Genomic DNA, 24,743 nt, shown 5'->3' with positions numbered 1-24,743 from the left:
GTGTTTATGTGTATCGTAAACCCTCCGGGTTTTCGCCCACAACACTTTCTTGCCCCTTTTTCATTCATTCGTACCTCATAAATGGAAAAATAGCGGGGTGAGAAAAATTCGCAACTCATTTTTCTTAAATCACTATATAAAGCTTATGAGCAGGAACAAGGGTGGGCGGCCTCCCAAAAATCAGGGCCAAAAAATTAAGCAAGCTCATATCAGGTTAACCGAAGATCAACACAAACAATTGCTTGATTTAGAAAACCAGATTGGTGTTAACCGCACTGATCTTTTCATTAAGCGTGTGTTAGAGAATCAGGATTATATAGTTACCCAGGACGTGATTGTTCAGCTTGCTAAAGTAGGCGCTGAAATGGGCAAGATTGGCAGCAATATTAACCAATTGGCAAAGCATGCCAATACTGTTATTAAAAATCAGCCTTTGTCACCTGCTGTAGTTGGTGCGTTCAATAGTTTATTGGAACTGCATATAGCTCATGAAGCGGATTTATATAAAGTTTTAAGACAGATGTACCGGGTCATGAAAAAATAGTATGATAGTCAAATTTCTGAACAGCAACAGTTCTTTCAATGGCGTTAGTTATAACACCAACAAAATGGACAAAGATAAAGGGGAGCTGATGAAAACCGAAAATTTCGGTTATCTGCAAAACATTCCAAATGTTATGCCCGAAGAATACAAGAATTATCTCCGGGCTTGGTCAAGTACAAATTCTTCCATAACCGATAAACAATTACACGTTGTTCTCTCCGCAGAAGGCCGCGAATATGATAAGAAGCAGTTAACTAACATGGCTGATGCTTTTATGAAAGCAATGGGTTATGGAGGGAATCCTTATATGACTGTTTTCCATAACGATACTAATAATAACCATGTTCACATTGTCAGCAGTAGGATAGATCATAACGGTAAAAAGATACATGACTCCTTCGAGCACAAGCGAGCCATGACAGCAATACAAAAGATAATTGATAATGACATTAATTATTCAACCGTTGCACTTGTTCAAAAAGCTTTCGATTATAACATTTCGACCGTTCCACAATTTAAACTCCTTTTTGAGCAATCGGGCTATTCAGTATCGTACAACGATAAGGAAATGACCTTACGCAAATATGATGACATCCAACAGAAAATATCGATGGATAAGGTAAATAACCTTATTGCAAAAAGCATCATAGATGGCGTAAGAGTGCAACAATTAAAGGCCATATTTCAAAAGTACAAGAGCCGTGTAGATACAGCCGTTAAGATCGTGTATGAACCATCTAAGTACGACAGTAAGAAAAAACCAATCGGCTATACATCAGAATTTGCAGCATTACTTAAGCAAAAATTCGGAGTTGAAATCGTTTTTCATGGTAAGGATGGGAAAGAACCTTATGGCTATACAGTAATAGATTATAAAACCAATTCGGTTTTAAAAGGAGGGGAGATATTGCCACTTAAAGAATTATTAAACAATAGCGGGTCAAAAATTGAATCAAATAAGCCTAACCCACCAATCAATATTAGTATTGATGGATTTAAAGAAAAAGAAGCATCGGTGAAGATTTTTGGAAGCCGGTTAGGAAACATCACATTTACCGCAATTCCCAAAGAACAGCTCGCACTAATTAATGTCGTTCTCAAATCTGCACTGTATGAATATAATTCGTTAGGTGAGGGATTAAGCCGCCATCAAATAGAAGTCCTTTCAGATAAAAAAGAGTTATTTGTTTTTGACAAACGGAACAATGTAGTCATTGATGCCAAACGAGTTCTAAGCGCCTCAGACTATGCTTTAATGGCAAGGCGATCAGGTATAAAATTACCGCAAAAAGAAAAGGAAATTTTACTTCATACAGATACCAGTAAAGCCTACTCTTTAAAAGGAATACTTAAAAATCATGGTGCAGCTACTTATCAATTTGAAAAAGATGCTAAGCCAAGCTACTTTATAGAACTTATAAAATTTGATGGTACTTCAAAGATAGTTTGGGGTATAGACCTCAAACGCGCTATTGCACAATCAGGTTACCAAATTGGAGATAACGTTCAACTCAACTTTAAGGGTTCCAACGCCGTGCAAATTCAAGTACCAGTTAAAGATGAACAAGGAAAGATTACCCACTTTGAAGATAAGGTCGTTAACCGGAATGATTGGGAAATTTCAGCACCCTATGAAAATTCGGAACCTGATCATTATAACAATGATAATACCGCTGCCCAAACGCAAAGATCGTCTGATCAAAGGTCGTCGGTAGAAAATTCTACCCACGATGAAAATCTATTGTTAGATGCAATTCAGGGTTTTGAATTAAGCATAGCTGATGATATTGATGATGAACAGATCAACGGAAGAAATAGGCGCAGGAGTAGGAAAGCACGAGTAAACACCAGATAAATCAAAATAACATGATAACACTATTCGGAAACCAAAAGGGCGGGGTAGGTAAGTCTACGCTCGCGGTTTTATTTGCCAATTACCTGTCATTGGTGCAGAACAAAGAGGTCGTTCTATTCGACATGGATAACCAACGGTCAATCTATAATAAGTTTCAAGCAGCCCAGGTTTTGGAAAATAAGCCTTTGTACGAAGTTGAGATTGCCGAAATGGAGCAATTTGAAACGATAAATTCAATCGTCAGGGAAAGGCCTAACCTTATAACACTCTTAGACGTGGCGGGCAACATAGAGAACGATAACTTAATGCCGATTTTCAAAGGGGTTGATCTAATCATCTGCCCATTTGCTTATGATGAATTTTCAGTTGGTGCTACAATTGATTTTGCAGAGGTTGTTCGGACACTAAATGAGGAGGCTATAATAATCTTCATTCCTAACCGGATAAAAACGAATGTAAAATATGAAACACTTGAAAGTGTAAATAAAGTGCTGGCTAATTATGGGGCTGTTACTAAACCTATTCCCGAAAGGATAGACTTTCAAAGGATAACAACGTTTGAAACCCCGGCAAGTATTATCCAGGCGGTATCGCCTGTATTCGATCTAATTTATAATGGTTTCATCAATCAAAAATTAGGGCTATGGGCGAAGGTATAAAGGATATAACAGAGCGAGTACGTAAAGAACGGGAGCAGGGGTTGGCTAAAAATACCACGCTGCTACCGGAATCGCAGCCCAATAGTTCGCCGTTAACTGATGCAGCCCCTGAACCAACCAGGGAAGATTTAAACAACCTGATAGCTCAAATTACATCGGTGAAGGTTTCTGGTCAAACGAAAATGGTTATCAGGTTTGACGATAAACACATACCTGTGCTTAACATGCTGCAACCGGCATTAAAAATTAATGTGGTTCAGTTTGTAAACTATTTGGTAGAAAGTTTTTTTGAAACGAATCCTGATACAAAAACCCTTATGAAAAACCGAGTTAAAAACTCACTCAAAGACATTTAATTATGAATTGGTCAAAATTTACAATCCTGCTTTTAGTTGCTTATGTAGCATATTATTCAATCGCGATTATTATTGATCTGATAAAAAGCAAAAATGTACGGCCTATATCTACAGATGGGGACGTTTTAACATTCAGCGAGGAAATACAACCCACACCGGTCGAACACGAAGAAGAACCGGCCATTGTTCCAGCTGCTATCATTCAAGATGAATTGGAAAACGACAGCCAAGCAGCGGTTTGGGACAGACAAGAAGAAGATACCGAGGAATTAAACATTGTTTCGCATAATGTAAATAGTTCAACGGGAGGAATTACTCAAATGGCCGAAATCATCAAACTCGCCCAAAACAACACAATTGATTATAAGCGTTCACTCGTTTTCTGATTATGAGATATTATAAAAAAATTTACTTCATAAGGGCTGCATTGACAGCCCTTTTTTGTTTCCTAATCCTTCAATCGCAAGCTCAGGGCCCGCCTGGGCTTGAAGAATTTGGGGATGCAACCAGGATGGTAAAAAGTCAATATCATGCCCTCACCTATACAGCTTCTATATTGGGTGCCATTTTTGGTTTAGTAGGAGGACTAAGGGTTTATAATAACTGGCAGTCGGGTAAACATCACATCGATGCGCAGGTAATGGGTTGGTTAGGCGCTTTTATATTCCTTCAATTGATTGCCGTCATAATGGGAGGCATTTACGGTGTCTAAATAAAATACTATCATTTCAATCCCGGAGCGGGCACAGATCAGGCCAGGCCTGCCGCTAAACTGATAGCAAAACAATAAAACAGCTCGAAGATCCGCAGCTCAATTTGATAGCATTTCTATTTCCTGCAGCCAGCCAGGCCAAAACAAATTGATAGTAAAACTATCATCCAGCTTCACAATTCACAAAAGTTTATTCAATCAAATCATTCAATTTTTTAATCCATTAAATTTTATCTGTTATGAAAATCTCTAAAAAAGTAAAGAAAGGTTTAGCCGTTGCAACTTTAGTCGCAGTTTCCGCAAGCCAATCAATGGCACAAGATGGTGTTACCGGTATCAATGCCGCGAATACCTCACTTCGCCAGTATGTTGACCCTGTATCAACTTTATGCCTTGCCATCGGTGCGGTTGTTGGCATCATTGGCGGTGTTCGCGTTTATATTAAATGGAATAGCGGCGATCAAGATATCAATAAAGAAATCATGGGGTGGGGTGGTTCCTGCCTGTTCTTAGTCTTGGTGGGAGTTATCATTAAAGCGTTCTTCGGCGTGTAATGGCTAAACAATTCAACATTTATAGGGGGCTGCAAAAGCCCCTTATTTATCGTGGTTTTCAAGGAAAATTCATCGGTTGGGGCGTGGCATCCCTTGTGATCAGCTTGGTTGCCGGTGGTGTAGTCGGAAGCTTAACGAGTATGGCCTATGGCGGGCTAATTTGTGTTGGAGGATTTGCAGGAGGCTTGTTTTTCACTGCCCAACAGCAAAAGAAAGGGCTACATTTTAAAACGAGGCATACAGGCATATTCAAGTTTGGTACTGATTTTAAAAAATTGAGAAATGGCACAAAAACGTAAAACAGAGTTCACATTACCATATTTTGGTATTGATGAAAACGATAGATATCCAACCCTATATAACTTAAAGGGTGATTACGCTGTGGTTTTCAGGCTTAATAATCCTGTTCTGCAATATTCAGCAGACCCCGGCGCTTACGACGGTTCACACCAGTTATTTGTTAACATGACAAAAATTTTGGGCGAGGGATATGTTATTCAAAAGCAAGATATTTTAACCAAAAAGATTTATAATAAAGCGGATAGCACCGAGTATTTGCAGCAGAAATATGACGAACATTTTAACGGTCGCGAATACACCGATCTTACAACCTATTTAGTAATTACCCGTAAGGCTAAACGGGGTTCATTTTACACCTACAACAAAAAGAACTACACCGATTTTGAGCAAAATATCGGAAAGTTGGATGATCTGTTAAAGAGAAATGGCTTACAGCCTCAAATCTTAAACAGAAATGAAATTGATCTTTACGTGAAACGCATACTTAGTATGAACTTTAAGAATGATTACGTTTCACTTAATAATATGCGAGCTACGGATATAGAAATACAGATGGGCGATATTGCCGTCCGTAGCGTTCCCCTGGTTAATATCGATACCATCGATTTGCCGGAAAAGATTTCTACCCACATAGAAAGAAACGACAAAGATACTCTCAAAGGGTTCCCCATTGATACAATGGGTTTCTTATACAACGTTCCACTTTACCAAACTATAGTTTATAATCAGGTAATCGATATACCGGCCCAGAATATTACACAACGAAAATTAGAACTTAAAAGAAAAAGACATTCCGGCATTCCCGACCCAGCCAATCTGATGTGCGTTGAGGACATTGATAACCTCCTGGTAGATGTAGCAAGGGAAAACCAAATGCTCGTTTATTGCCACTTCAACATTTTAGTTTGCGCTTCACTGGATAACATTCAGCAAACGTGTAATTATATTGAAAGCTCTCTTTTTCAGCAAGGCATCATACCTAATAAAAATGCTTATAATCAAATGGAGCTGTTTAGAACGGCGCTGCCATGTAATACAGTTGAATTAGATGATTACGACTTGTTTTTGACTACTTCCGATGCTGCTCTTTGTTTTTTTTTTAAAGAAGCCCTAAGTAAAGATGAAGTGAGTGGCTTTCAAATTCGCTTTACTGATAGACAGGGCATACCGGTAGCTATCGACCCCGCAGACCTGCCAATGCGAACCAATAGAATAAATAATAGAAACAAATTTGTGCTTGGCCCCAGTGGTTCGGGTAAGTCTTTTTTTATGAATGCGCTGATAGAGCAATACTGTATGTATAATAATTCAGCAAACCCCAAGTGGTTGATGGATGTGGTAATCGTTGATACCGGTCACTCATATTCGGGCCTGTGTTCATATTATGGTGGTAAATACATTACCTATAGCGAGGAAAAGCCAATTACAATGAACCCTTTTGCAATCAGTGAGGGTGAATACAATATAGAAAAGAAAGATTTTTTAAAGACCCTGATTAGTCTTTTGTGGAAAGGTGCAGAGGGCAGTGTTAATCAGGTTGAAAGTGATGTTATAGCCCAGGCCATTTCATCCTATTACAGCAACTATTTTTCTAAGCCGGTTTTTGAAGATGTTTCAGAGGAACAGATGAATGAGATTGAACGTCAGGCAAGGATTGATGCAAATAATACGGATTTTTCTGCCAGAGCCAATGAGCTTGTCGAAAAGGATATTGAGCAAATGAAGGCGCAAGCCCAGGAACTTACCAATAACTTTGTCGGTAGCGACGATAATAAAGTGACTTTTTATCAGAATGAGTATAACCGCCTGTATCAAGAAAATACACAAAATACAATTCAATGGTTAAAAGATGCCGAAGCAGACGAACTATATAATCTCCGGTACTTTGAAGCGAAAGAAAAAGCAACACTGGACTTCAACCGGCGAACCGTTAGCGAGTTAAACTTTAATTCCTTCTACGAATTTGCTCTTTACAAAATACCTGAAATCAAGCAACAGGAAAATATACCTTTTGATATTGACGAGTTTAGGTTTGTACTCAAAAAATTCTATAAAGGCGGCGAGTTTGAAGCAATTTTAAATGAAGAAGCCGATAGTTCTATGTTTACAGAATCATTCGTAGTCTTTGAAATTGACAGTATAAAGGAGCACAAAACGCTTTTTCCCATCGTCACACTCATAATTATGGACGTATTTATTCAGAAAATGCGTTTCAGGACGGAGCAACGCAAGGCATTGATTATTGAAGAAGCCTGGAAGGCAATTGCATCGCCTTTAATGGCCGGTTATATTCTTTATTTGTACAAAACGGTAAGGAAGTTTTGGGGTGAAGCAATCGTTGTTACCCAGGAACTGGGAGATATTATCGGGAACGCCGTGGTTAAGGATAGTATAATTAATAACTCTGATACTACCATGCTTTTAGATCAGTCCAAATTCAAAGATAATTTCGATGAAATTGCCAAGCTGCTATCTATCAATGTACATGAGCGTAAAAAGATTTTAACGATCAACCAACTCGACAACCAGGAAAACCGAGGACGTTTCAAAGAAGTCTATATAAGGAGGGGAGCAACCGGTGAAGTATACGGCGTAGAAGTTGCCCTCGAACAGTATTTGATCTATACTACCGAAAAGCCAGAGAAAACAGCAGTAGAATATTACAGTAACTTCTATGGCAGCTACAGGGATGGTATAAATCATTTTGTTAAGGATTTAAAACGTTCAGGCTTAAAACTCCCGGACTTCTTTAATAAGGTAAACCGTGCCCGTAAACCTATTTATGAGGCTGTCGAAAATGACGTACTACAATTAGTCGGTTAATTCATCCCCATTTATTTATGAAAACAAGATTTTTATTAATGCTTGTGCTATTCTTAATAGTGAGGGTAGTTCAGGCGCAAGTACTTTACATTGACCCTGCCACCTCTGCCGCACAATTAGCCCATGCAGCTATTATTAATTCCCAATTAAATACCACCAAAGATAAATTAACACTTGTAGAACAGGGGCAGCTTGCCGTAACCGGTCAATTAGGAATTGTGAACGATATGCAATCCAAAATTTATAAAGGTCTTTCGCAGGTGTCATCAATTTTAACCACCCTGGCGGATGTTCAGGAGATTTCCCGAATTACCATAGGCATGACGGATGATATTAATAAAGGATTAGCCGTTGCTGCCAAAAATCCGGTTTTGTTGGTTTTCGCCCAGGAACAGGCGAATTACTTCTATACGAGAGCCGCAAAGCTGGCTTTAGAAGTAAGCCAGTTTGCTTTAAAAGGCGGTGGGGATAATTTAATGGATAGCGGAGAACGAGCAAAGCTTATAAATAAGGTTTTGACGGAAATGCTTATTCTAAGATCATTAACGTATGGTATGTATCGCGCCATGTACTATGCCCAAATGAGAGGGGTTTTACGCTCACTCAACCCATTTCAGGGATACGTTAACATCGATCAGCAAATCATGGACGATATTCTTAATAAACGCAAGTACCTAAAATAATGAAGTATGAAACGAGTTTTATTTACGCTGCTTGTTGGGGTAATTACCTTACAGGCTAAAGCACAACTGAATGTGCCGTTGTTGCACCAGTTGGTTGATAATAGTCAAACGGAGAATAAGAAACAGATCGCCGCAAAAGATGAACAAGGTAAATCAACCGCCATCGAGGCCAGCAACAGAAGTTTAACCGCTCAGCTCAAATCCAAATACAGAACCTTGCAAGAGCGTTTTGCCAAAATGAGTATCGTTTTTGATGCTGCCAATATTGGAATAAGCGCAACCCCTCTCGTTAAAGAAATCATCAAACAACAACAAGTTATTGTCACCTATGCGCAAAGCGACCCTCTTTTATTACCGGTTGCTATGGATAGCGAGGTCATTTTTGTACAGCGAGCCAACTCGCTTGTAAACTATCTCATTGGTTTGTGCGCAACTATTGGTGATATCAATCAGATGAAAGTAAGCGACCGCAGGATTTTATTTCAATTTATTATAGAAGAACTTAAAACCATATCCTATATGGCCGGTGGTGTCGCCAGATCATTACAGGCAGCGGTCATTAAAAGTCGCGGTACCGATCCGTTTTCGGGTTATGTAAATCAGGAAATGAATATTGTCGATCAGATCATGATTAATGCAAAAACGTTGGCAAAATGAAGCGCACAACACTAATTATAGCTTTACTTTTCGGTGTAAAGGTTAGCTATTGTCAAAGGATTGTGTTTGACCCCGGCCATTTGGAAATTGTAAATTCAAACGCAGCCACACGGCTTGCCGCAGAACTTTCGTATGATAACTCACTTGAGCAAATCCATAAAAATACTGATGATATCGCGTTGAATCTTTCCAGTGTTGCATTGGTTCAAACGATGATACATCGCTCCTTAACAGAAGTTAATGAAGCGCTTAAAGATGGCATCCAAATTAAGCAATTAGGAACCTTAGTCGCCAGTATCACTAAATATAGCAATCAAGCACTTGATTTAGCTAAAGATAACCCGGAGTTGATGCTTTTTGCCGAATCAGCTACACAGCAGATGAAGGAGAGGGGAATTAAAATTGTTACCGAAGTATCGACAGTAGTCTTACAGCAAAAAGAAGATTTACTCATGAATTATAACGTTCGTGATGAACTTATCAGGAAAGTAGTCAACGAGCTGCAAATAATGAACGCCCTGGCGTATGGGATATGGCAAAATATGTACTGGGCAAAAGAACGGGGAATAATCAAAAGCCTGAATCCCTATCGCCAATATGTGGCTAAAGATGATGCCATAATGGATGATATACTACGTAAACGTCGAATCATAAAGTAATTAGTCATGAAAAAATCTATCTACCTACTCTTGTTCTTTGCAGGGGGAAGCTATTCATGTTTTGGACAAATGCTAATTCATGACCAAGCAATTATCAATCAGGAAGAACGAATGGTATATAAACAATGGGATAAAAGCAAATTTACCCCTGAATTTAAATGGTATAAACCAAGCTCGTATTATGCCTATTCACTCACATGGTTACTTCATTTAGGTTATAAAAATGGCCCCGATTTACGCCCACTTCGGGCCGGTGGTGAACAAACCCAAAGACTTGCTTTAGCAGCAGCTATGCAGGTCACTAATAATTATTATAAGAAAGAGGCCGACACTTTGAGAAATACGGCCATAGCTGAATTTGCCAATTATTCAGGTACGGTATCAGCTGCCGACCCATTATATATATTATTTTATAAAAAAGAACTCGCACCATTGGATAACATTGTAGGTAACGCATTTGTGAATGTTCCTGCTAATGTTATTCAATATATGGCAGAAAGTGGTGCCTACAATTGGTATCTAACTGAAATGAATAGCCTGAAAGAACGATACGACAATGCCAGGCGCGTAGACATTGACCGAGGCCAGCGCATCTTACTGTACCATCGTATCATGTTAGAGCATCGTAAGCTGGCTGATAATTGGAAATACAAATTATCAATGGCACAAACCATGGTGGATTACCAGGCTAAAATGAAAAATAAGAACGATAAGGCCAGTGATTATTTTAATGGCTCTACGAAAACCGAGGACGAAATCATGAACCAAATTCTAAGCAACCGTAAAACTCTCAAACCATGAAAAAGAAATATATCATTTTAATTATCCTGTTGATTGGGATATGTACAAGTTTGGGGGTCAAAGCCCAAACGCCGGTGCCCCCTGATCAGTACAAGGATGCCATAGGCTTTTTACAGGGCAATGATGTTTATGACCGCCCAGTAATGAAGTTTTTTGAAGGAATGCGCGATTATGCCTTTGGCAATTTTGCTGCATTTATTTATGATGCCCAGGGCTTGGCCTGTATTTTTATGCTTATGTTTTTCTCTATCAAATCTTATGAAATGATGTCAGGAGATAAACAGTTGGAGGTTATGCCGCTTTTAAGGCCATTCGGTTTAATGATGGTCATCATGTGGTGGGGCGTTTTTTGCCGTGTGCTCGCCTATCCTACTGATCTTGTCGCAGCTAAGGCCGAGGCGATGTTTGGTGAGCAACAAGACGAAATAAATGCCATGCGGCTTGAACGAGCGGGCTTAATGATACAGGTCGGTGATCAATTAATGACCTTCCAAGCTAAAACGGAAATCGCAGCGGACGAAGCAAAAGACACCAATAAGGGTGTAGGTCAGCAGATTGTTGAGAGCGTTAAAGGTTTTTTTGCTGATAACATCTACAACCCTATCGTTGAAATGAAAATCCGCATGCAAACCAGTTTACAGTTATTAGTAACACAAGCACTTGAACTGATAGCTATTTGGATATTACGGATTTGCGTTTACATCGTGTTTATGCTACAAATCATATACTCAACCGTTTTGGTCATACTTGGGCCATTCTCAGTCGCTGTAAGTGTTCTTCCGGCTTATAGGGATGCTTTTAGCACTTGGGTAGCTCGGTTTATCTCCGTTAACCTTTATGTAGGGGTTGCTTATTTAATTCTCTACATAGTGGGAATGCTTCAAAAGTACTCCCTGGGCGTGGAAATTGAAAAATACAAATCCCTAACTGGCAGTAACGGGGATGCAATGGAAAAAATGGCTTGGTTTGCAGGGAATGGCATATTAAGCTTTGGGCTTGTAATTGTGGCCTTTTTGGTCGGCGCTATCGCCATTACGACGGTGCCAAGTATTAGTACCTGGATAATCTCTACTTCCGGTATATCATCCGCAAGTTCAACCGCTGCACGAACAGGTTCACAGGTTGCCCGTATCGCATCTAAAGCCATTTTAAAAAAATAACCTTTTACCATCACCTTATAAGGGGCTTGAAATTCAAGCCCCTTTTTTATTTAACCAAGTTATGCTAATTAAAAATATTGAGAATAAAATAAGGCTGTCCTTATTTATCGCAGTCGGAAGTTTTGCAACTTCAATCATCATTTGCATTATCGTTAGCTATTCATCTTATAAGCAGGTTAGCAACGCGCGGCAAAGCATCTATATACTCGATAACAATGTGCCTATATTAGCTAAGCAGACAAACATGCAGCTTAATAGACCGGCAGAATATCGCGCAAGTATTGACCTATTCCATTCAATTTTCTTTTCACTTACCCCGGACGACAAGTACATCGAGTATCAAATGAAGCGGGCAATGTACCTGGTAGATGAAAGTGGTGCTTTGCAGTATAATAACCTAAAAGAAAAGGGTTTTTTCAACTCCATTTTATCGTCCAGCTCTGTATTGACTATCCAAACTGATAGCATTCAGCTCGATATGATTAACAAGCGATTTGTATACTACGGTAAGCAAATCATAGATAGGCGCAGCTCTACCGTTACGCGGTCACTGATAACCACAGGCAACCTAAAGGATATCCCCAGGAGTGATAATAATTCGCACGGTGTTTTAATAACAAACTGGAAAACAATCGAAAATAAAGACTTAAGCAATGTTCAAAAGAATCAGTTCTAATGTTGACCCGGATGCAACAGTTGCAAAGGAGATACGCCGAGAGTTTGGTAAATATTTTGACCAAGCAACAGCTAACCGGAATCGGTTTTTAAACGCATATCCAAAGGAAATCTTTATAGGTATGGTTGCCATGATAGTGATTTCAGCGGTCGTCTGTTTTTTAGTATTTACTCCAAGTCAACGGCAAAAAGAGAAGATGCCCGATGTATTTAAGGGTACAACCAATGTAGGAAATCAGGTAACCAGTGGCGTAGGCCAAATCATAACACTGGGTACGAAAATATCTGATCTCAATAAACTTAGAAAGCAGGTCGAGGCGGTTCTACAGAAACCCAAGTTATCACATGCTGATACAGTGTTTTTACAAAGCGCAATTCAACAGCTGGAACCAAGTATGAGAAGTAAGAAACCTTAATTAAAAGAAGATGACAATAGATTTTAAAAAACCCAAGTATATTATCCCATTAATTATACTACCCTTCATTTTCCTATTTAACTTTTGTGCTCAATCTTTTACAAAAGAGAAGGGCAAAACAGTTGAAAATAAACCGGAATTGCAATCGAGTGTAGCCAGTGTATCGGATGATATCAAGAAGAAGGATTTGGCTGATAAGCTTGATGCTTTTAAAGATCAATATAAAACGGGAGATCGCTATACCGCTGTAAACAATTTGGATGAAGACCCGACAGCAACTACCCAGTTGAAGGGTAATTATAATGAACACGAAAAGTATATCTTGGACAGCGTGGAAGCTGCCTATAAACAAAAATATAACACCCCGTCATCATCTGGCCGCAGCAATTATTCCGGCACTACACGTAATGCTATCCCTCAAAGCCTGTCAGCTTATCAAAATCACGGCAGCACCAATTCGTTAAGCAAAGAGGATAAGGATTTAGCTAATGCGCTGTCCAATTTGAAAAATACCGGTAAATCAGGAAACACCCAACCAACTGAACCTGGAGCTAAAAAATACGATGACCCAATGGCGCTGTTTCGTGATCAAATGAAACTTATAGACAGCGTAGGAAAAGCCAATGACCCGGAGTATAAAGCCCAAAAACAAAAGGAAGAATTACTTAACAAGGTTGACAAAGAAGTTGCCAAACTTCCTAAGCTTGATGTTGCCAAAGCCTCTGATCTTAATGATGCTTTTAATACTGTTCAGGTTGCAAAGAAGAATGATTTTATAAAGGCTATCATCGACCAGACCGTTACTGGTTATGCGGGTTCAAGAGTCCGTATTCGCTTGTTAGAGGACATTAAAGCGGGCAAACATTTAATAAAAAAAGGCACATATATCTATGCGCTTATATCCGGTTTCGATGCGCAGCGGGTTAAGCTAACTGTAACCTCTGTCATGACCGATGATAAGATCTTGCCGGTGAAGTTGGAGTTATACGATTTAGACGGTATGCAAGGCCTTTATGTACCGGCGTCCGCGTTTCGGGCTTTTACGAAAGAGGTAAGTGATTTAGGGTCAAGTATTCAAATGCAGCAAGACCCATCCAGCGCTAACCAACTTTACATGAGCGCCCTTTCAAAGCTATTCACTTCAACATCTACAGCGATTTCGAAGCTTATAAGGCAAAACAAGGCAAAATTGAAATACAGCACGTTTGTGTACCTAATTGACCCGGACGAACTAAAAGAACAACAGCAAAACTATTAAAGCATAGCCACATGAAAAAGATACTTATTTTATTATCAATCGTTTCTATCATAGCCGCTAAAGGCTATTCCCAAGAGAAAATTAAGGACGGCACTTTACAAAAAAGTAAGCTTAAAAAGATTTATATAACGGATGGTGTTTCGTTACACTTTGTTTCACCGGAGCCTATACAATATGCGGATATCTCTACCAAAAGCATGTTGGGTGACCTGCCGGTAAAGAATGTTTTAAGATTAAAGTTTGTGCCTGATAGCGCGAAGCAATTCGGGTTTCCAAATCGGAGCCTGGGTATTGTTACCATTGTCGGTGAAAAATTTATCGCGCAGTATGATGTTTGGTATACAGACGTTCAAGATAGCGTTCAAACGCAACTTGAAATTCAGCCAAAAAATACAAATCCTTTGAACGTTGGGAATATCACGATGTCGCAGAATGATCTTCATAATTATGCTTTGCAAGCATTGAAAGAAGGAACCCGCACCCACGCCATCCGTTCTTCCGCTTATGGAATGGATGCTCAGGTCAACAACGTTTACACAGTAGATGATTATGTGTTTATCGACGTGACGTATACCAACAACACTAATCTTAAATATGATGTTGACGAGTTCAGGTTCAAAATCGATGATAAGCGAATCACTAAAGCAACGAATGTTCAATCTGTCGAAATTAAACCAGCGTTTCAACTTTATGACAAAGCGGCCTTTAAACGCAAATACAGAAACGTTTTTGCCTTTAAAAAATTCACGTTCCCTGATAACAAAGTATTAGCGATTGAACTTACAGAAAAACAAATTTCGGGTAGGGTTATAACCTTACAGCTCGACTATTCGGATGTACTTAACGCAGATACTCTATAATGAAAAAGGTTTTATTATTTGCTTTTATATTTATGGTAGCTATGAATGTTAAGGCGCAAAATGGCACAAAGTTTTTTAGCTTACGGGGTGGTTGGGTAGCAAAACATGCTTACACCGGCACCTTAAGTTTTGATATCAGTACCAGATATTTCAACCAGGATGAAATATACGGGGAGTATTACCAAAACTATAAAGATCATGATATTAAAACCATTATGGCAGGTTTTGTTCTTAAGCCGGTTTTATTCAGAAGTGGAAACACCGCACTACGGTTTCGGCTGGGTGGGGGATTGGGTTCAACAACCCGAAGATTTGTCGCAGCTCCCCAACTTGGTTTAGAATATGCTCAAAGCATCGGGAAAGGCTGTGATCTGCTTATTTTAAACCGGAATCAGGTTTTATTTTGGGGTGACCATAAAGACACATGGCGCATCGGGCTTGAAGCCGGAATTAGAATACCAATCAATTAAACACACTATGGCAAGCATTGTAACACAACCCTCAATCATCAATATAAAGCAGGTGGGATATATCTTCGGGGGCTTTTTGCTCGTGGTTTTATCTTTAGTTAGTGAACCTTACTTACACAAATTAAGTCCCTATCTGATAGTTGCAGGAATCTCCTTTGGATTGTTTACCGTTGAAGGAACCCTGTTGAAAGTAATATACAGCACATTGATATCAAAGAAAAGTCGCGTAAAAGAGTGGTCGAAAAAGAACAGGTTTTTAGCGTTCATTATAGTTATATTCGCTTTTATCTGGACACTTATGCTATTTGAAATTAGCAAAGGTGTTTACTACTCCGTATTCGCACATAAAATTTAAATAAACAGGAGGTTCGGCTAAGAAAGATGGTGAGAGATCACCATCTTTTTTTTTACCTAAAATTTAAAAAGATGGAAGAAAAGAAAGAGTTACAGAAGCTTCATGGTATGCTGCAATTCTTAGTATACCTATTGATTTTCTTTGAAATAATTGTTTTTGTATATGCTGATAAACTATTTATTTCAGGAAAGTTGGGTAAGGGATTTGCCCAAATATTTCTTAAGATTTCGCATTTGGTTATTTATAGAAATGTGTTCTACAGCAAGTTTTCGATTTTATTAATCATCTGCTTAGTGTCTATCGGAACTCTAAGTAAAAAGAAACTTGAATTAGACCCAAAGAAACATATTGTATATCCCTTAACTGTCGGCTTGTTAATGTTTTTTGGTAGCATTTGGTTTCTTAATCAACCAGGCCCGGATGCCTTTCTTTATACCTCATGGTATAACGTGGGATTTATGGTCTGCACATTGATTGGTGCCGTTCTAATTCATACGTCGATGGATAATATTTCAAAAATCATTCATAGTGGGTTTGGTAAAGATGAATGGAATATTGAAGGTGAAAGTTTTATGCAATCTGTTAAAGCGGATATCACCCCCTACTCAGTAAATATTCCGATGCAGTTTTACTATAAGAAAAAAGTGCATGATGGATATATAAATGTGGTCAACCCCTTTAGAGGTACTATACTTATTGGCACTCCGGGTTCGGGTAAGTCTTTTGGTGTTGTTAATCCATTTATCAGACAGATGATAGCCAAAGGTTATACCATGTGTCTGTACGATTTTAAGTTTCCCGACCTGGGCCAGATTGCTTACTATCATTACCTTTTAGCTAAACAAAACGATAAAATAAAAGATTTTGAGTTCAACGTTATAAATCTTGATAAGGTTGAAAAGAGCAAGCGCATCAATCCATTAAGATCTGATTTTATAGAAACTCTTGCCGATGCCTCTGAAACTGCCGAAGCCATTGTTGAAAGCTTACAAAAGAGTGATAGCACGGGTGGAAGTGATAAGTTCTTTACTCAATCAGCGGTTAACTTTTTGGCCTCCTGCATTTATTTCGTATCACGGCATGAAAAAGGCCAATACTCAACCTTCGCACATTTATTGGCTTTTCTGAATCGGACTTATGAAGAAATCTTTCAGTGTTTAACACGCTTCCCGGTTTTGGAAAGCTTGCTTTCGCCTTTTAGGTCTGCACTTGAAAAAAAGGCTTATGATCAGTTAGAAGGGCAGATAGGAACGTTAAAAATTTTCATATCCCGGTTAAACACCGAAGAAACAGCCTGGGTGTTTTCGGGTGATGATTTTAACTTAAAAATCAGCGACCCCAAAAATCCATCGATTTTGATCTTGGCGAATAGTCCCGCCACGCAAAACATTAATTCGACTTGCTATGCAGTTGTAGTAAACCGTTTGACGCGCTTAATAAACACGAAGGGTAATCTACCGACTGCCATAATCGCTGATGAAGCCCCTACCCTATTTATACACAAAATTGAAAACCTTATTTCAACGGCGCGAAGTAACAAGGTTGCCGTTTTATTAGGCCTCCAAGAGTTACCCCAATTGAAACAGCTTCAAGGAAAAGATACGGCAACTACTATAACAGCAGTTATAGGAAATGTGCTTTCGGGTTCGGTAAGGAATAAGGAAACCTTAGATTGGTTGGAGCGACTATTTGGCAAGAAAAAGCAAATTGGTGAAGGCTTAAGCATTGACCGGTCTAAAACTTCGGTGTCACTAAACGAAAAATACGATCCGTTAATTCCTGCCGGAAAGATTGCCCAGTTAGGTACCGGTGAGTTGGTCGGGCTTCTTGCCGCAGATGTGAGCAATGACTATACTGGTAAATACACCACCTCTAATATACATTGCAAGGTAAATCTTAACTACGCCGATATACAAAAGGAAGAGAAAGGTTATAGGGAATTGCCTAACTTCTATGATTTCAAGGGCAATAAATCTAAAATTTTAAATTCCAACTTTTTGAAGATACGTAAAGATGTGGAAGGCATCATTGAGTATTATTCTAATTAATGCTATCATTCTTAACCCGGAGCGGGCGCAGATCAGGCCAGGCCAGGCGAAGAAATGATAGCATAATTTTTTGCCGGCGCGCAGCTGCTCAGTTGGTTTTGATAGTAAAATCTTATCCTGGAGATCTTCCGGAATCGTCATAATGATAGCGTTTAGGTTCTCTGCAGAGAACCAGGCCTTGAAATTATGATAGTATTTCAGGTTGGCCGACCGGCTGATCATTCACTTTTTTGATAGTAAAGCATTATGAAGCATTTTAATTTGTGCCTGATATTGGTTTTTCTTTTTGCCGTCAATGGTTTTTCGCAAGATTTTAATTCCGTTTTGCATGTTGAACAGGTCAACACTATTGCCGTTAAAAAGAAGCCTGTCATAAAGGACACCATTATAAAGGAAAAAGTCGTTCGTGATACAATTTATTCCTCAACCTATCTACCCGAAAAAGAGCCACTGGCTTTATCTTCCCTGCCGTTAGAGGATATTAAGCTTACTTCGGGTTTTGGCTATCGCATTCACCCCATACTGGGCAGTGTGAAATTTCATAACGGGATTGACTTATCAGCACGTGAGGCCAATGTTTTTTCAGTACTTCATGGCACGGTGATTACTTCTGCATACGATAATATAATCGGGAATTACGTAGTCATCAACCACGGCCTGTATGAAACCACATACGGGCATCTATCCATTCGCTTTGTTAAAGCCGGAGATTTGGTTAAACCAGGAACCATTATTGGCATAAGTGGCCGTACCGGACGTGTTACCGGCGAACATCTACACTTTATCGTGAAGTATAAAGGTCAAAGCATTAACCCCTTACCTTTTTTGAAAGAAATCCTTACCGTAAATGGTAAAGAGCAGTTAACCAATTTCTTAACTAATACAATTGATGATGGCAAGTAAAAATAATACTCACCAGACCTTAATCGCCAAGTTACAGCGTGTCGCTGATGGTGAAAGTGTTGAATTAACTAAAGCCGAAGCGGCGCTTTATGGCGTTGATGTGGCTGATATTCTACCTGATGAAGATTTAGGAGAAGAAAAGGAGGTTTCAAATGGCAAATGAAACCAAAAAAATGTATGAACTGGTTGCTGAAAAAATCATTGAACAACTAAAAAAAGGTACCGCCCCTTGGCAAAAACCCTGGAACAGCGCTGGTACGGATTACAGCATGCCTTATAATGCTGTTACCGGTAACCCATACAAGGGACTTAACGCGCTTTATCTTCATTTGTTTAGCCCATATCAAGACCCACGTTGGGCGACATTTAAACAAGCAGAAAGCGAAGGTTGGCAAGTCCAAAAAGGAGCAAAGGGATTTATGATAAATTTTGTAAAAACCCATGACCTCCGGACTAAGCTTGATGAGCATAAACGCCCCGTTGTTGATGGGGAAGGAAAGCCCATAAAAATTAAGGTTGAATTAGCGAATCCAATTGTTACGAAAGCCTGGGTATTTAACGCAGAACAGATCAAGGGCATCCCACCACTCCCTGTGCGAGAGGTAGCAGATATTGAGCTCTGGGAAAAGGTAGCGCGAGCAGAGGCTATTATCAAAGCTTCGGGAGCTAAAATTGATCACGTTGCGGGTGATCGCGCGTTTTATGCGCCCCTGTTTGACAAAATAAATATGCCTGAACGTCCACAGTTTGAAACCGCCGACCGCTATTATTCAACCTTGCTTCACGAATTGGGCCATTGGACAGGCCATCACTCCCGGCTTGACAGGGATTTGGTTAATGGGTTTGGTACGCCGGATTATGCGCGAGAAGAATTAAGAGCCGAGATAGCTTCAATGATATTAGGTAACGAGCTTAAAATAGGACATGACCCGCAACAGCACATTGCTTATGTAGATAATTGGATAAAGGTTTTAACCGATACCCCTTATGAGATACATGCCGCGGCAGCAGATGCGCAGCGCATATTTGATTATGTTATGGATTTTGAGCGTAAGATTGATAAAAAACAGGAAGCTACTAAACAACCTGAATATAACCCCAACACACTACAGATAGGTGATGTAATCAAATATAACGGCACTTCTTATAAAGTCTTAGAAGCTGAAAAGAAAAATTTTCTTATCGAGGATTTATCAAATAAGCATAAGGTTCAACTTACCGAAAATGATGGCCTTTTCAACTCTTTAGTTGATGCCAAACGAAATAACAGAAATGCTTATCCGGTTCTCGACAACTCCCAGGATAAGGGGCGGGAGGCCGATTATAGTATTTCGACCGTGCCAGAATCAATCGGTTCTGAACAAAACAGTATGAAACGTAAAATCTAAAGTTATATAACATGAAAGAGCAATTAGACAATCAGCTGCCATTAAAAGACCTGGAAAACGTAGGTTTATTTGTTGGTGGAGCAATAACTATGGAGTGGGATAATCTCAACGCATTGAAGCGTGGTAATATGACCGACTTAGTAGAACTAAAAAACGTAAAAGGTGAAGATGGTTTTGAAATTGAAGCAATGGAGGCCCGGCTTTCCGTGGTTGATGACAACGGCCAGAATAAACTCCGAATTGACCCCATCTACAAGGATATTCAGAAACACCCGTTATTGACCGATCAGGAGCACGAGCAACTTGTTAGTGGTAAAGTTGCTAACGTAAGAAAAGAAACTACCGATAAAGCCGGTAATCCAACTACAGAGATCATTGAGTTTGACAGTCTAACTAACCAGTTTTTAAGTTACGACCCACGCAAGCTGAAAGTTCCTGAATCTATCAATAACGAAATTTTACCCCCTGAAAAGAAACGTAAATTGCGCGAGGGTGAAGTCATAACCCTGGCCGATGGCACAGAAGTGCAGTATAGAACATCTGATAAAAATGGGTTGCGTTCCAACCGGTCTGCCCTGGTGCTTTCACTGCTTATTGATGGCGGTTTAAGCTATCTTCTAATTACTGGTATCGCCCGCCTATTAGGTCGCGAATCAGCCGAAGAAAAATCCTATTCAAAAGGATATTTGACAGCGTTAAAAGAAGTTGAAAAGCAACTGGAAAGGAAGCAAAGTAAATTTCCCAACGACAAATCTATTGCCAACGAGATAAATGTTGTTAAGCACGAGTTTAGCAACGCTTCGGCTATGGCACCGGCAGAGTTAAACGCGCTCCGCGCGAAAGATGCCGATGATATCGAAAACGAATATAACGTTAACGACCCAGATCAAGGCACAGCCAAAAAGGTAAGTGATGAAGAAGATGAACCTAATCAATCAAGGGGCCGAGGCCGTTAATTATTCAGTTCCGCTACTATCGAAATTGGGCGTTGGGCAATCTGTCCAACGCTTTTTTTATAAAACTTTTTACTATGATCAGGCCGGTAGACTTGTGTTTCCCTATCAATATAATGGGCAATCAAAGGACAATGAAGTATTCGGCTTCAAGACCGTTAGGCTCGCTTGTACAAATGGCTTTTGGAGTGCCGGTGATCATCACCAGCCCAGCAACATTTTTTTGTCTTTTTCAGCAATGGAAGCTATTGCCTTCGCGCATGTCAATTATTCAAAATTTAATGGCTTCTCCCGTTGTTTATTTGTTGCTCTGGGTGTAAAACCTACAAAACCTCAAATACTTTTCTTAAAGAGACGATTTAAAAACAGCAACTTTCATACAGTTTTTAGCAACGATTTAATTGGTAAAATTTATGATTGTCAAGCCTCGCTCTGGCTTAGTAACAAAGATTGTACGTTTTGTTTAAACGACAATCTTATAACTGTTACTGCCATCGCAGATGATAAGTCAACTCAAAAGGCCGTCAGCATTTCTCGTGGTCAATTCTCTTATTTTGCCTTCCATCGGCAATTTGGCAAGCGAAGTAATCTCAAAACGCACAAACCAAGTGATCGGCAACAGTTTTCTTTTTTAAGCTTCTTAGCGCTTAAAAACGATTTTTAATAGGAAACATCTTCATATCAATATATCTAAATATAAATATATCATCTTATGACTAAATCTCTAAAATGCCCCGTTTGTAATCAGGGAGATTTGATCGAAGGCGCAAAAGGTTATATGTGTAACCATTTTAAGAGTTTAAATGATAAATGCAGTTTTACAATTTTCAAGTCGTATTTCGGTAAAGAAATGACCCTTGATTTAGTTCAACAGCTTGCCGACAAAATGGAAACTCCCTTTTTTGATGATTGGATTAATAAGAACAATCAAAGGTTTTCTGCTAAGCTAATTATAGATAATAGTGTTGTTAAGCCGCAATTTCAGAATCAGTTTTTAGATACCCCTTGCCCGAAGTGTGGTAAGAGGGTGAATGTTGTAAGTAAAGCGTTTATATGTGAAGGCTTTTTTAGTAAAGAATGTGATTTGTATTTCAATAAAAATGTTGCAGGTGTAGCGTTGTCAGATTACGATGCGGAAGTCCTTTTGAACGGTAGCTCTACAGAATATAGGACAGATTTTTTGAGTGGTATAGACTGTCATTTTGGGGCTAAACTTTATTTCGACGAAAGCTACCAGGTCAAGTTTAATTATGAGTTGATTAAGTGCCCTAAGTGCCTTTCAGGAAGTATTTCGGTGAATCATAAAGCGTATGGTTGCTCTAATTTTGGGAACGATAAAGTTAAGTGTCAGTTTACTGTATGGCGTGTTATTTCAGGTAAAGAGGTTACCGTTAAAAATTTGTTGGATTTGTGCCATAAAGGACGAACAGAAGTAATAAAATTTAAGCCAGGTAAAGGCGATCAGTTTTCCGGATTTTTCCAGTTTGATAAAGATTTTAAGCTTTCGATAGTTAAGGGTTCATAAATTCAAAATTTGAGCATCCCCTACGGGCGGGCTATCCGTTCATATCTTTTTGCCCACTCCCCCACTCCAACCATCACTTGCAAAAAGGATAACCACTACTATCCCTGATGCACACTCATGAGATTTATCATAAGATTATTAATCATAAATGTTTGTACTATGGAAATTAAGCCAAACCCAGTTCAGGTGATACCACCGACTAATGAACAAAAAGAGCTTTTTGAAGCTCCTTTTAAGCAAGAAGCAGACCTTGCGGTCGCTCTTGAAAAACCCAAATTAACATCCGAGCAATTGACCTCAATCCCGGATATTATTGACGGATATCAATTATCTTCAAAGGATAAACATGATTTATTATTCGATGCCCTGGTTATAGATCAAAAGGAGTTATACTACTTCGTTGATGAAAAGGGCTACATCATGCGACATTTTACCGACGAACCAACCGGGGATGATAAGAGATTTGTTAATTTTGAGGATGTATTGATGGATATGAAGAAAACTCAACTTAACGAACAAAACTTTGAATACCTCAAAACCGGCCTTAAGTATCTGGGCTTCGGGGATAATCTTAGCTACGCTTTGGAAGTTCGTTTAAAAGAGGGTTCGGATAAATTTACCCTGGGCGCATCGGCTGCATTTCCTACACCGACCGCAAAAGATATGGTGAATTATGAATTACGGTTTAGCAAGAGCAAATCTACCGACAACTATTTTTTGAACGACTATAAAGCCTCCCTTGAAAAGGGAAATCCTGATGGAACTTTTCAGGAGCCGGTTAGCCGTGTATTTGCCTTAAATGTCGGCAATGATATTACCGCGAAAGAAGCTTACAATCTGCTTTCTGGCCGATCAATTCAAAAGAAAGCAGAAGTAACCGACAAATACACCGTCCTGGCCGGTGGGCAGGAAACGGCTAAGGTGTTAAATATACCTGATGCGCGCGCTAAAATTCAGGAACTGGCTAAGACAAGTGCTGCCGGTGATTATGCTATTCAAGGCAAGGATAATATAGTCATTAAGACTTTTGATAAAAATGGTAAGGAAACGCCCGTTAAAACGGCTCGTGAGAATTTGCAAATTATTCATGCCTTTATACAAAAAAATGATAAAGGGAATAACGATATCCCTTATGATGTTCAAGACATGGCCGGGGCAAAACAGATGGTCAAAGAGTTGATTAAAGATAAAAACACCCAGGGCATCACTCTTACAGAAAAAGGCGTTCCAATTGCCAAATTTGATGAAAAGGGCAAAGAGGTAGAGCTAACACCTACCAAACGAAAAGAGGAAGTTTGGATGAAACTCGACTTTGAAAACAAGAATGCTCAGGGCGATTATAAATTCAGAACGTTCTTCAAAAACTACGGGTATGATCTTGACAAAGCAGTTGCAGCCCACCCCATTAAGGAATTAAACGACCCCGAACAACGGGAACGTTTAATGTCCTCGCTTAAACGGGGTAATCTTCAATCGGTAACCCTCATAAAGAATGAAACCGAGGAAAAGGCTTTTGTCGCGGCAAGCCCACAGTTTAAAAACCTTACCCTCTATGATAAAGACTTAAAGCTTGTCTACGAGAAGGCACAGGACGCTAAAGTTGAAAATCAAGAGAATAGAGGTTATCAACGAAGCCGATAATATGAATAGTATCGGCATACCCAATCAGGAACGATACTTACAATTAAGCCCCACCATTTCCTACTGCTTTTTGTCAATCTTTGGATTGATATTCACGGTAGTCGTATTTTTGGTCGGGGCTTTTTGGTTAAACCTACTCTGTTTACCCGCTGTTGTAATATTAGGAATCGCTTTTTACCGGTTCTTTTATATTCGTTCAACCCTGTATATCCTTACCGAAGAAACTTTGAAAATTCGTACTGGGATATTTAGCTATACGCTGATAACGCTCGAACTTTATCGGGTTAAGGATTATATCATCAAGCAAGACCTTATAATGAGGGCCTTTCGAATTATGACCCTTACCTTATATACCACCGATAAGCAAGACCTGGTAATCGCCCTTACCGGCATCCCTCAGTCAAACTTAAATGACACTATCCGGGAATTGGTGCAGCGAGCACGAGCTAAAAGCAAAATCATCGAAATCAATTAATCTAATTACTATT

Annotated in this window: 28 protein-coding genes; all 28 read left to right on the top strand. The window is 39.3% G+C overall.

Annotated features, from left to right (window positions below):
- Positions 1-145: 145 nt before the first annotated feature.
- The 28 genes from AAGC65_RS08005 (at position 146) to AAGC65_RS07870 (ending at position 24,730) form a co-directional block, all read left to right on the top strand.
- On the top strand, positions 146-544 hold the full coding sequence (locus AAGC65_RS08005) for a plasmid mobilization protein (protein ID WP_343111910.1): 399 nt from the start codon (positions 146-148) through the stop codon (positions 542-544).
- A gap of 1 nt (position 545) precedes the next feature.
- A complete protein-coding gene (locus tag AAGC65_RS08000) occupies positions 546-2,399 on the top strand; it encodes a relaxase/mobilization nuclease domain-containing protein (RefSeq protein ID WP_407940662.1) in 1,854 nt (617 codons plus the stop codon).
- A gap of 11 nt (positions 2,400-2,410) precedes the next feature.
- Positions 2,411-3,058: a ParA family protein gene (locus tag AAGC65_RS07995; protein WP_343111908.1), complete on the top strand. Its 648-nt coding sequence runs from the start codon at positions 2,411-2,413 to the stop codon at positions 3,056-3,058.
- Positions 3,043-3,414 (top strand): hypothetical protein, encoded by a 372-nt coding sequence (locus AAGC65_RS07990; protein ID WP_343111907.1) that lies wholly within the window; start codon positions 3,043-3,045, stop codon positions 3,412-3,414. The genes AAGC65_RS07995 and AAGC65_RS07990 overlap by 16 nt, the downstream gene beginning before the upstream one ends.
- Positions 3,415-3,416: 2 nt before the next feature.
- Positions 3,417-3,800, top strand: coding sequence for a hypothetical protein (locus tag AAGC65_RS07985; protein ID WP_343111906.1), 384 nt, complete (start codon positions 3,417-3,419; stop codon positions 3,798-3,800).
- A 2-nt stretch (positions 3,801-3,802) separates the two neighbouring features.
- Positions 3,803-4,126: a DUF4134 family protein gene (locus tag AAGC65_RS07980; RefSeq protein WP_343111905.1), complete on the top strand. Its 324-nt coding sequence runs from the start codon at positions 3,803-3,805 to the stop codon at positions 4,124-4,126.
- Between the two features lie 239 nt (positions 4,127-4,365).
- Positions 4,366-4,680 (top strand): DUF4134 domain-containing protein, encoded by a 315-nt coding sequence (locus AAGC65_RS07975; RefSeq protein WP_343111904.1) that lies wholly within the window; start codon positions 4,366-4,368, stop codon positions 4,678-4,680.
- Positions 4,680-4,979: a plasmid transfer protein gene (locus AAGC65_RS07970; protein ID WP_343111903.1), complete on the top strand. Its 300-nt coding sequence runs from the start codon at positions 4,680-4,682 to the stop codon at positions 4,977-4,979. Before AAGC65_RS07975 ends, AAGC65_RS07970 begins: the two co-directional genes overlap by 1 nt.
- Positions 4,963-7,803 carry a helicase HerA domain-containing protein gene (locus AAGC65_RS07965; protein WP_343111902.1) on the top strand — a complete coding sequence of 947 codons (2,841 nt, stop codon included), beginning with the start codon at positions 4,963-4,965 and terminating at the stop codon, positions 7,801-7,803. The genes AAGC65_RS07970 and AAGC65_RS07965 overlap by 17 nt, the downstream gene beginning before the upstream one ends.
- Positions 7,804-7,820: 17 nt before the next feature.
- Positions 7,821-8,486: a hypothetical protein gene (locus tag AAGC65_RS07960; protein ID WP_343111901.1), complete on the top strand. Its 666-nt coding sequence runs from the start codon at positions 7,821-7,823 to the stop codon at positions 8,484-8,486.
- A gap of 6 nt (positions 8,487-8,492) precedes the next feature.
- Entirely contained in the window at positions 8,493-9,143 is a 651-nt protein-coding gene (locus AAGC65_RS07955) for a hypothetical protein (RefSeq protein ID WP_343111900.1), read from the top strand.
- A complete protein-coding gene (locus tag AAGC65_RS07950) occupies positions 9,140-9,802 on the top strand; it encodes a hypothetical protein (RefSeq protein WP_343111899.1) in 663 nt (220 codons plus the stop codon). The genes AAGC65_RS07955 and AAGC65_RS07950 overlap by 4 nt, the downstream gene beginning before the upstream one ends.
- Before the next feature lie 6 nt (positions 9,803-9,808).
- A complete protein-coding gene (locus tag AAGC65_RS07945; RefSeq protein ID WP_343111898.1) occupies positions 9,809-10,603 on the top strand; it encodes a hypothetical protein in 795 nt (264 codons plus the stop codon).
- Entirely contained in the window at positions 10,600-11,763 is a 1,164-nt protein-coding gene (locus AAGC65_RS07940; protein WP_343111897.1) for a plasmid transfer protein, read from the top strand. The genes AAGC65_RS07945 and AAGC65_RS07940 overlap by 4 nt, the downstream gene beginning before the upstream one ends.
- Before the next feature lie 61 nt (positions 11,764-11,824).
- Positions 11,825-12,439: a conjugative transposon protein TraK gene (gene traK, locus AAGC65_RS07935; RefSeq protein WP_343111896.1), complete on the top strand. Its 615-nt coding sequence runs from the start codon at positions 11,825-11,827 to the stop codon at positions 12,437-12,439.
- Positions 12,417-12,854, top strand: a complete 438-nt coding sequence (locus AAGC65_RS07930) for a hypothetical protein (protein WP_343111895.1) — start codon at positions 12,417-12,419, stop codon at positions 12,852-12,854. The genes traK and AAGC65_RS07930 overlap by 23 nt, the downstream gene beginning before the upstream one ends.
- 10 nt (positions 12,855-12,864) lie before the next feature.
- Positions 12,865-14,112 (top strand): conjugative transposon protein TraM, encoded by a 1,248-nt coding sequence (gene traM, locus AAGC65_RS07925; RefSeq protein ID WP_343111894.1) that lies wholly within the window; start codon positions 12,865-12,867, stop codon positions 14,110-14,112.
- Between the two features lie 11 nt (positions 14,113-14,123).
- Positions 14,124-14,972 (top strand): conjugative transposon protein TraN, encoded by an 849-nt coding sequence (traN, locus tag AAGC65_RS07920; RefSeq protein ID WP_343111893.1) that lies wholly within the window; start codon positions 14,124-14,126, stop codon positions 14,970-14,972.
- Complete coding sequence (locus tag AAGC65_RS07915; RefSeq protein ID WP_343111892.1) at positions 14,972-15,442, top strand: hypothetical protein; 471 nt, start codon at positions 14,972-14,974, stop codon at positions 15,440-15,442. The genes traN and AAGC65_RS07915 overlap by 1 nt, the downstream gene beginning before the upstream one ends.
- A gap of 426 nt (positions 15,443-15,868) precedes the next feature.
- Positions 15,869-17,845 carry a type IV secretion system DNA-binding domain-containing protein gene (locus tag AAGC65_RS07910; RefSeq protein WP_343111891.1) on the top strand — a complete coding sequence of 659 codons (1,977 nt, stop codon included), beginning with the start codon at positions 15,869-15,871 and terminating at the stop codon, positions 17,843-17,845.
- Between the two features lie 246 nt (positions 17,846-18,091).
- Positions 18,092-18,748 (top strand): M23 family metallopeptidase, encoded by a 657-nt coding sequence (locus AAGC65_RS07905; RefSeq protein ID WP_343111890.1) that lies wholly within the window; start codon positions 18,092-18,094, stop codon positions 18,746-18,748.
- Entirely contained in the window at positions 18,735-18,911 is a 177-nt protein-coding gene (locus AAGC65_RS07900; protein ID WP_343111889.1) for a hypothetical protein, read from the top strand. Before AAGC65_RS07905 ends, AAGC65_RS07900 begins: the two co-directional genes overlap by 14 nt.
- Positions 18,901-20,136 (top strand): zincin-like metallopeptidase domain-containing protein, encoded by a 1,236-nt coding sequence (locus AAGC65_RS07895; RefSeq protein WP_343111888.1) that lies wholly within the window; start codon positions 18,901-18,903, stop codon positions 20,134-20,136. Before AAGC65_RS07900 ends, AAGC65_RS07895 begins: the two co-directional genes overlap by 11 nt.
- Positions 20,137-20,147: 11 nt before the next feature.
- A complete protein-coding gene (locus tag AAGC65_RS07890) occupies positions 20,148-21,092 on the top strand; it encodes a DUF4099 domain-containing protein (protein WP_343111887.1) in 945 nt (314 codons plus the stop codon).
- Entirely contained in the window at positions 21,049-21,753 is a 705-nt protein-coding gene (locus AAGC65_RS07885) for a hypothetical protein (RefSeq protein ID WP_343111886.1), read from the top strand. Before AAGC65_RS07890 ends, AAGC65_RS07885 begins: the two co-directional genes overlap by 44 nt.
- A 48-nt stretch (positions 21,754-21,801) precedes the next feature.
- The gene (locus AAGC65_RS07880) at positions 21,802-22,614 is read left to right on the top strand and encodes a topoisomerase C-terminal repeat-containing protein (RefSeq protein ID WP_343111885.1); all 813 of its coding nucleotides are present in this window, start codon (positions 21,802-21,804) and stop codon (positions 22,612-22,614) included.
- 159 nt (positions 22,615-22,773) lie between these two features.
- Positions 22,774-24,255 (top strand): hypothetical protein, encoded by a 1,482-nt coding sequence (locus tag AAGC65_RS07875; protein WP_343111884.1) that lies wholly within the window; start codon positions 22,774-22,776, stop codon positions 24,253-24,255.
- Between the two features lies 1 nt (position 24,256).
- A complete protein-coding gene (locus AAGC65_RS07870; RefSeq protein ID WP_343111911.1) occupies positions 24,257-24,730 on the top strand; it encodes a PH domain-containing protein in 474 nt (157 codons plus the stop codon).
- The last annotated feature ends 13 nt before the right edge of the window (positions 24,731-24,743 follow it).

Source organism: Mucilaginibacter sp. (assembly GCF_039207105.1).
Taxonomy (GTDB): Bacteria; Bacteroidota; Bacteroidia; order Sphingobacteriales; family Sphingobacteriaceae; genus Mucilaginibacter.
The sequence above is the reverse complement of the archived record's forward strand: the minus strand, read 5'-3'. Positions and strand labels throughout refer to the sequence as shown.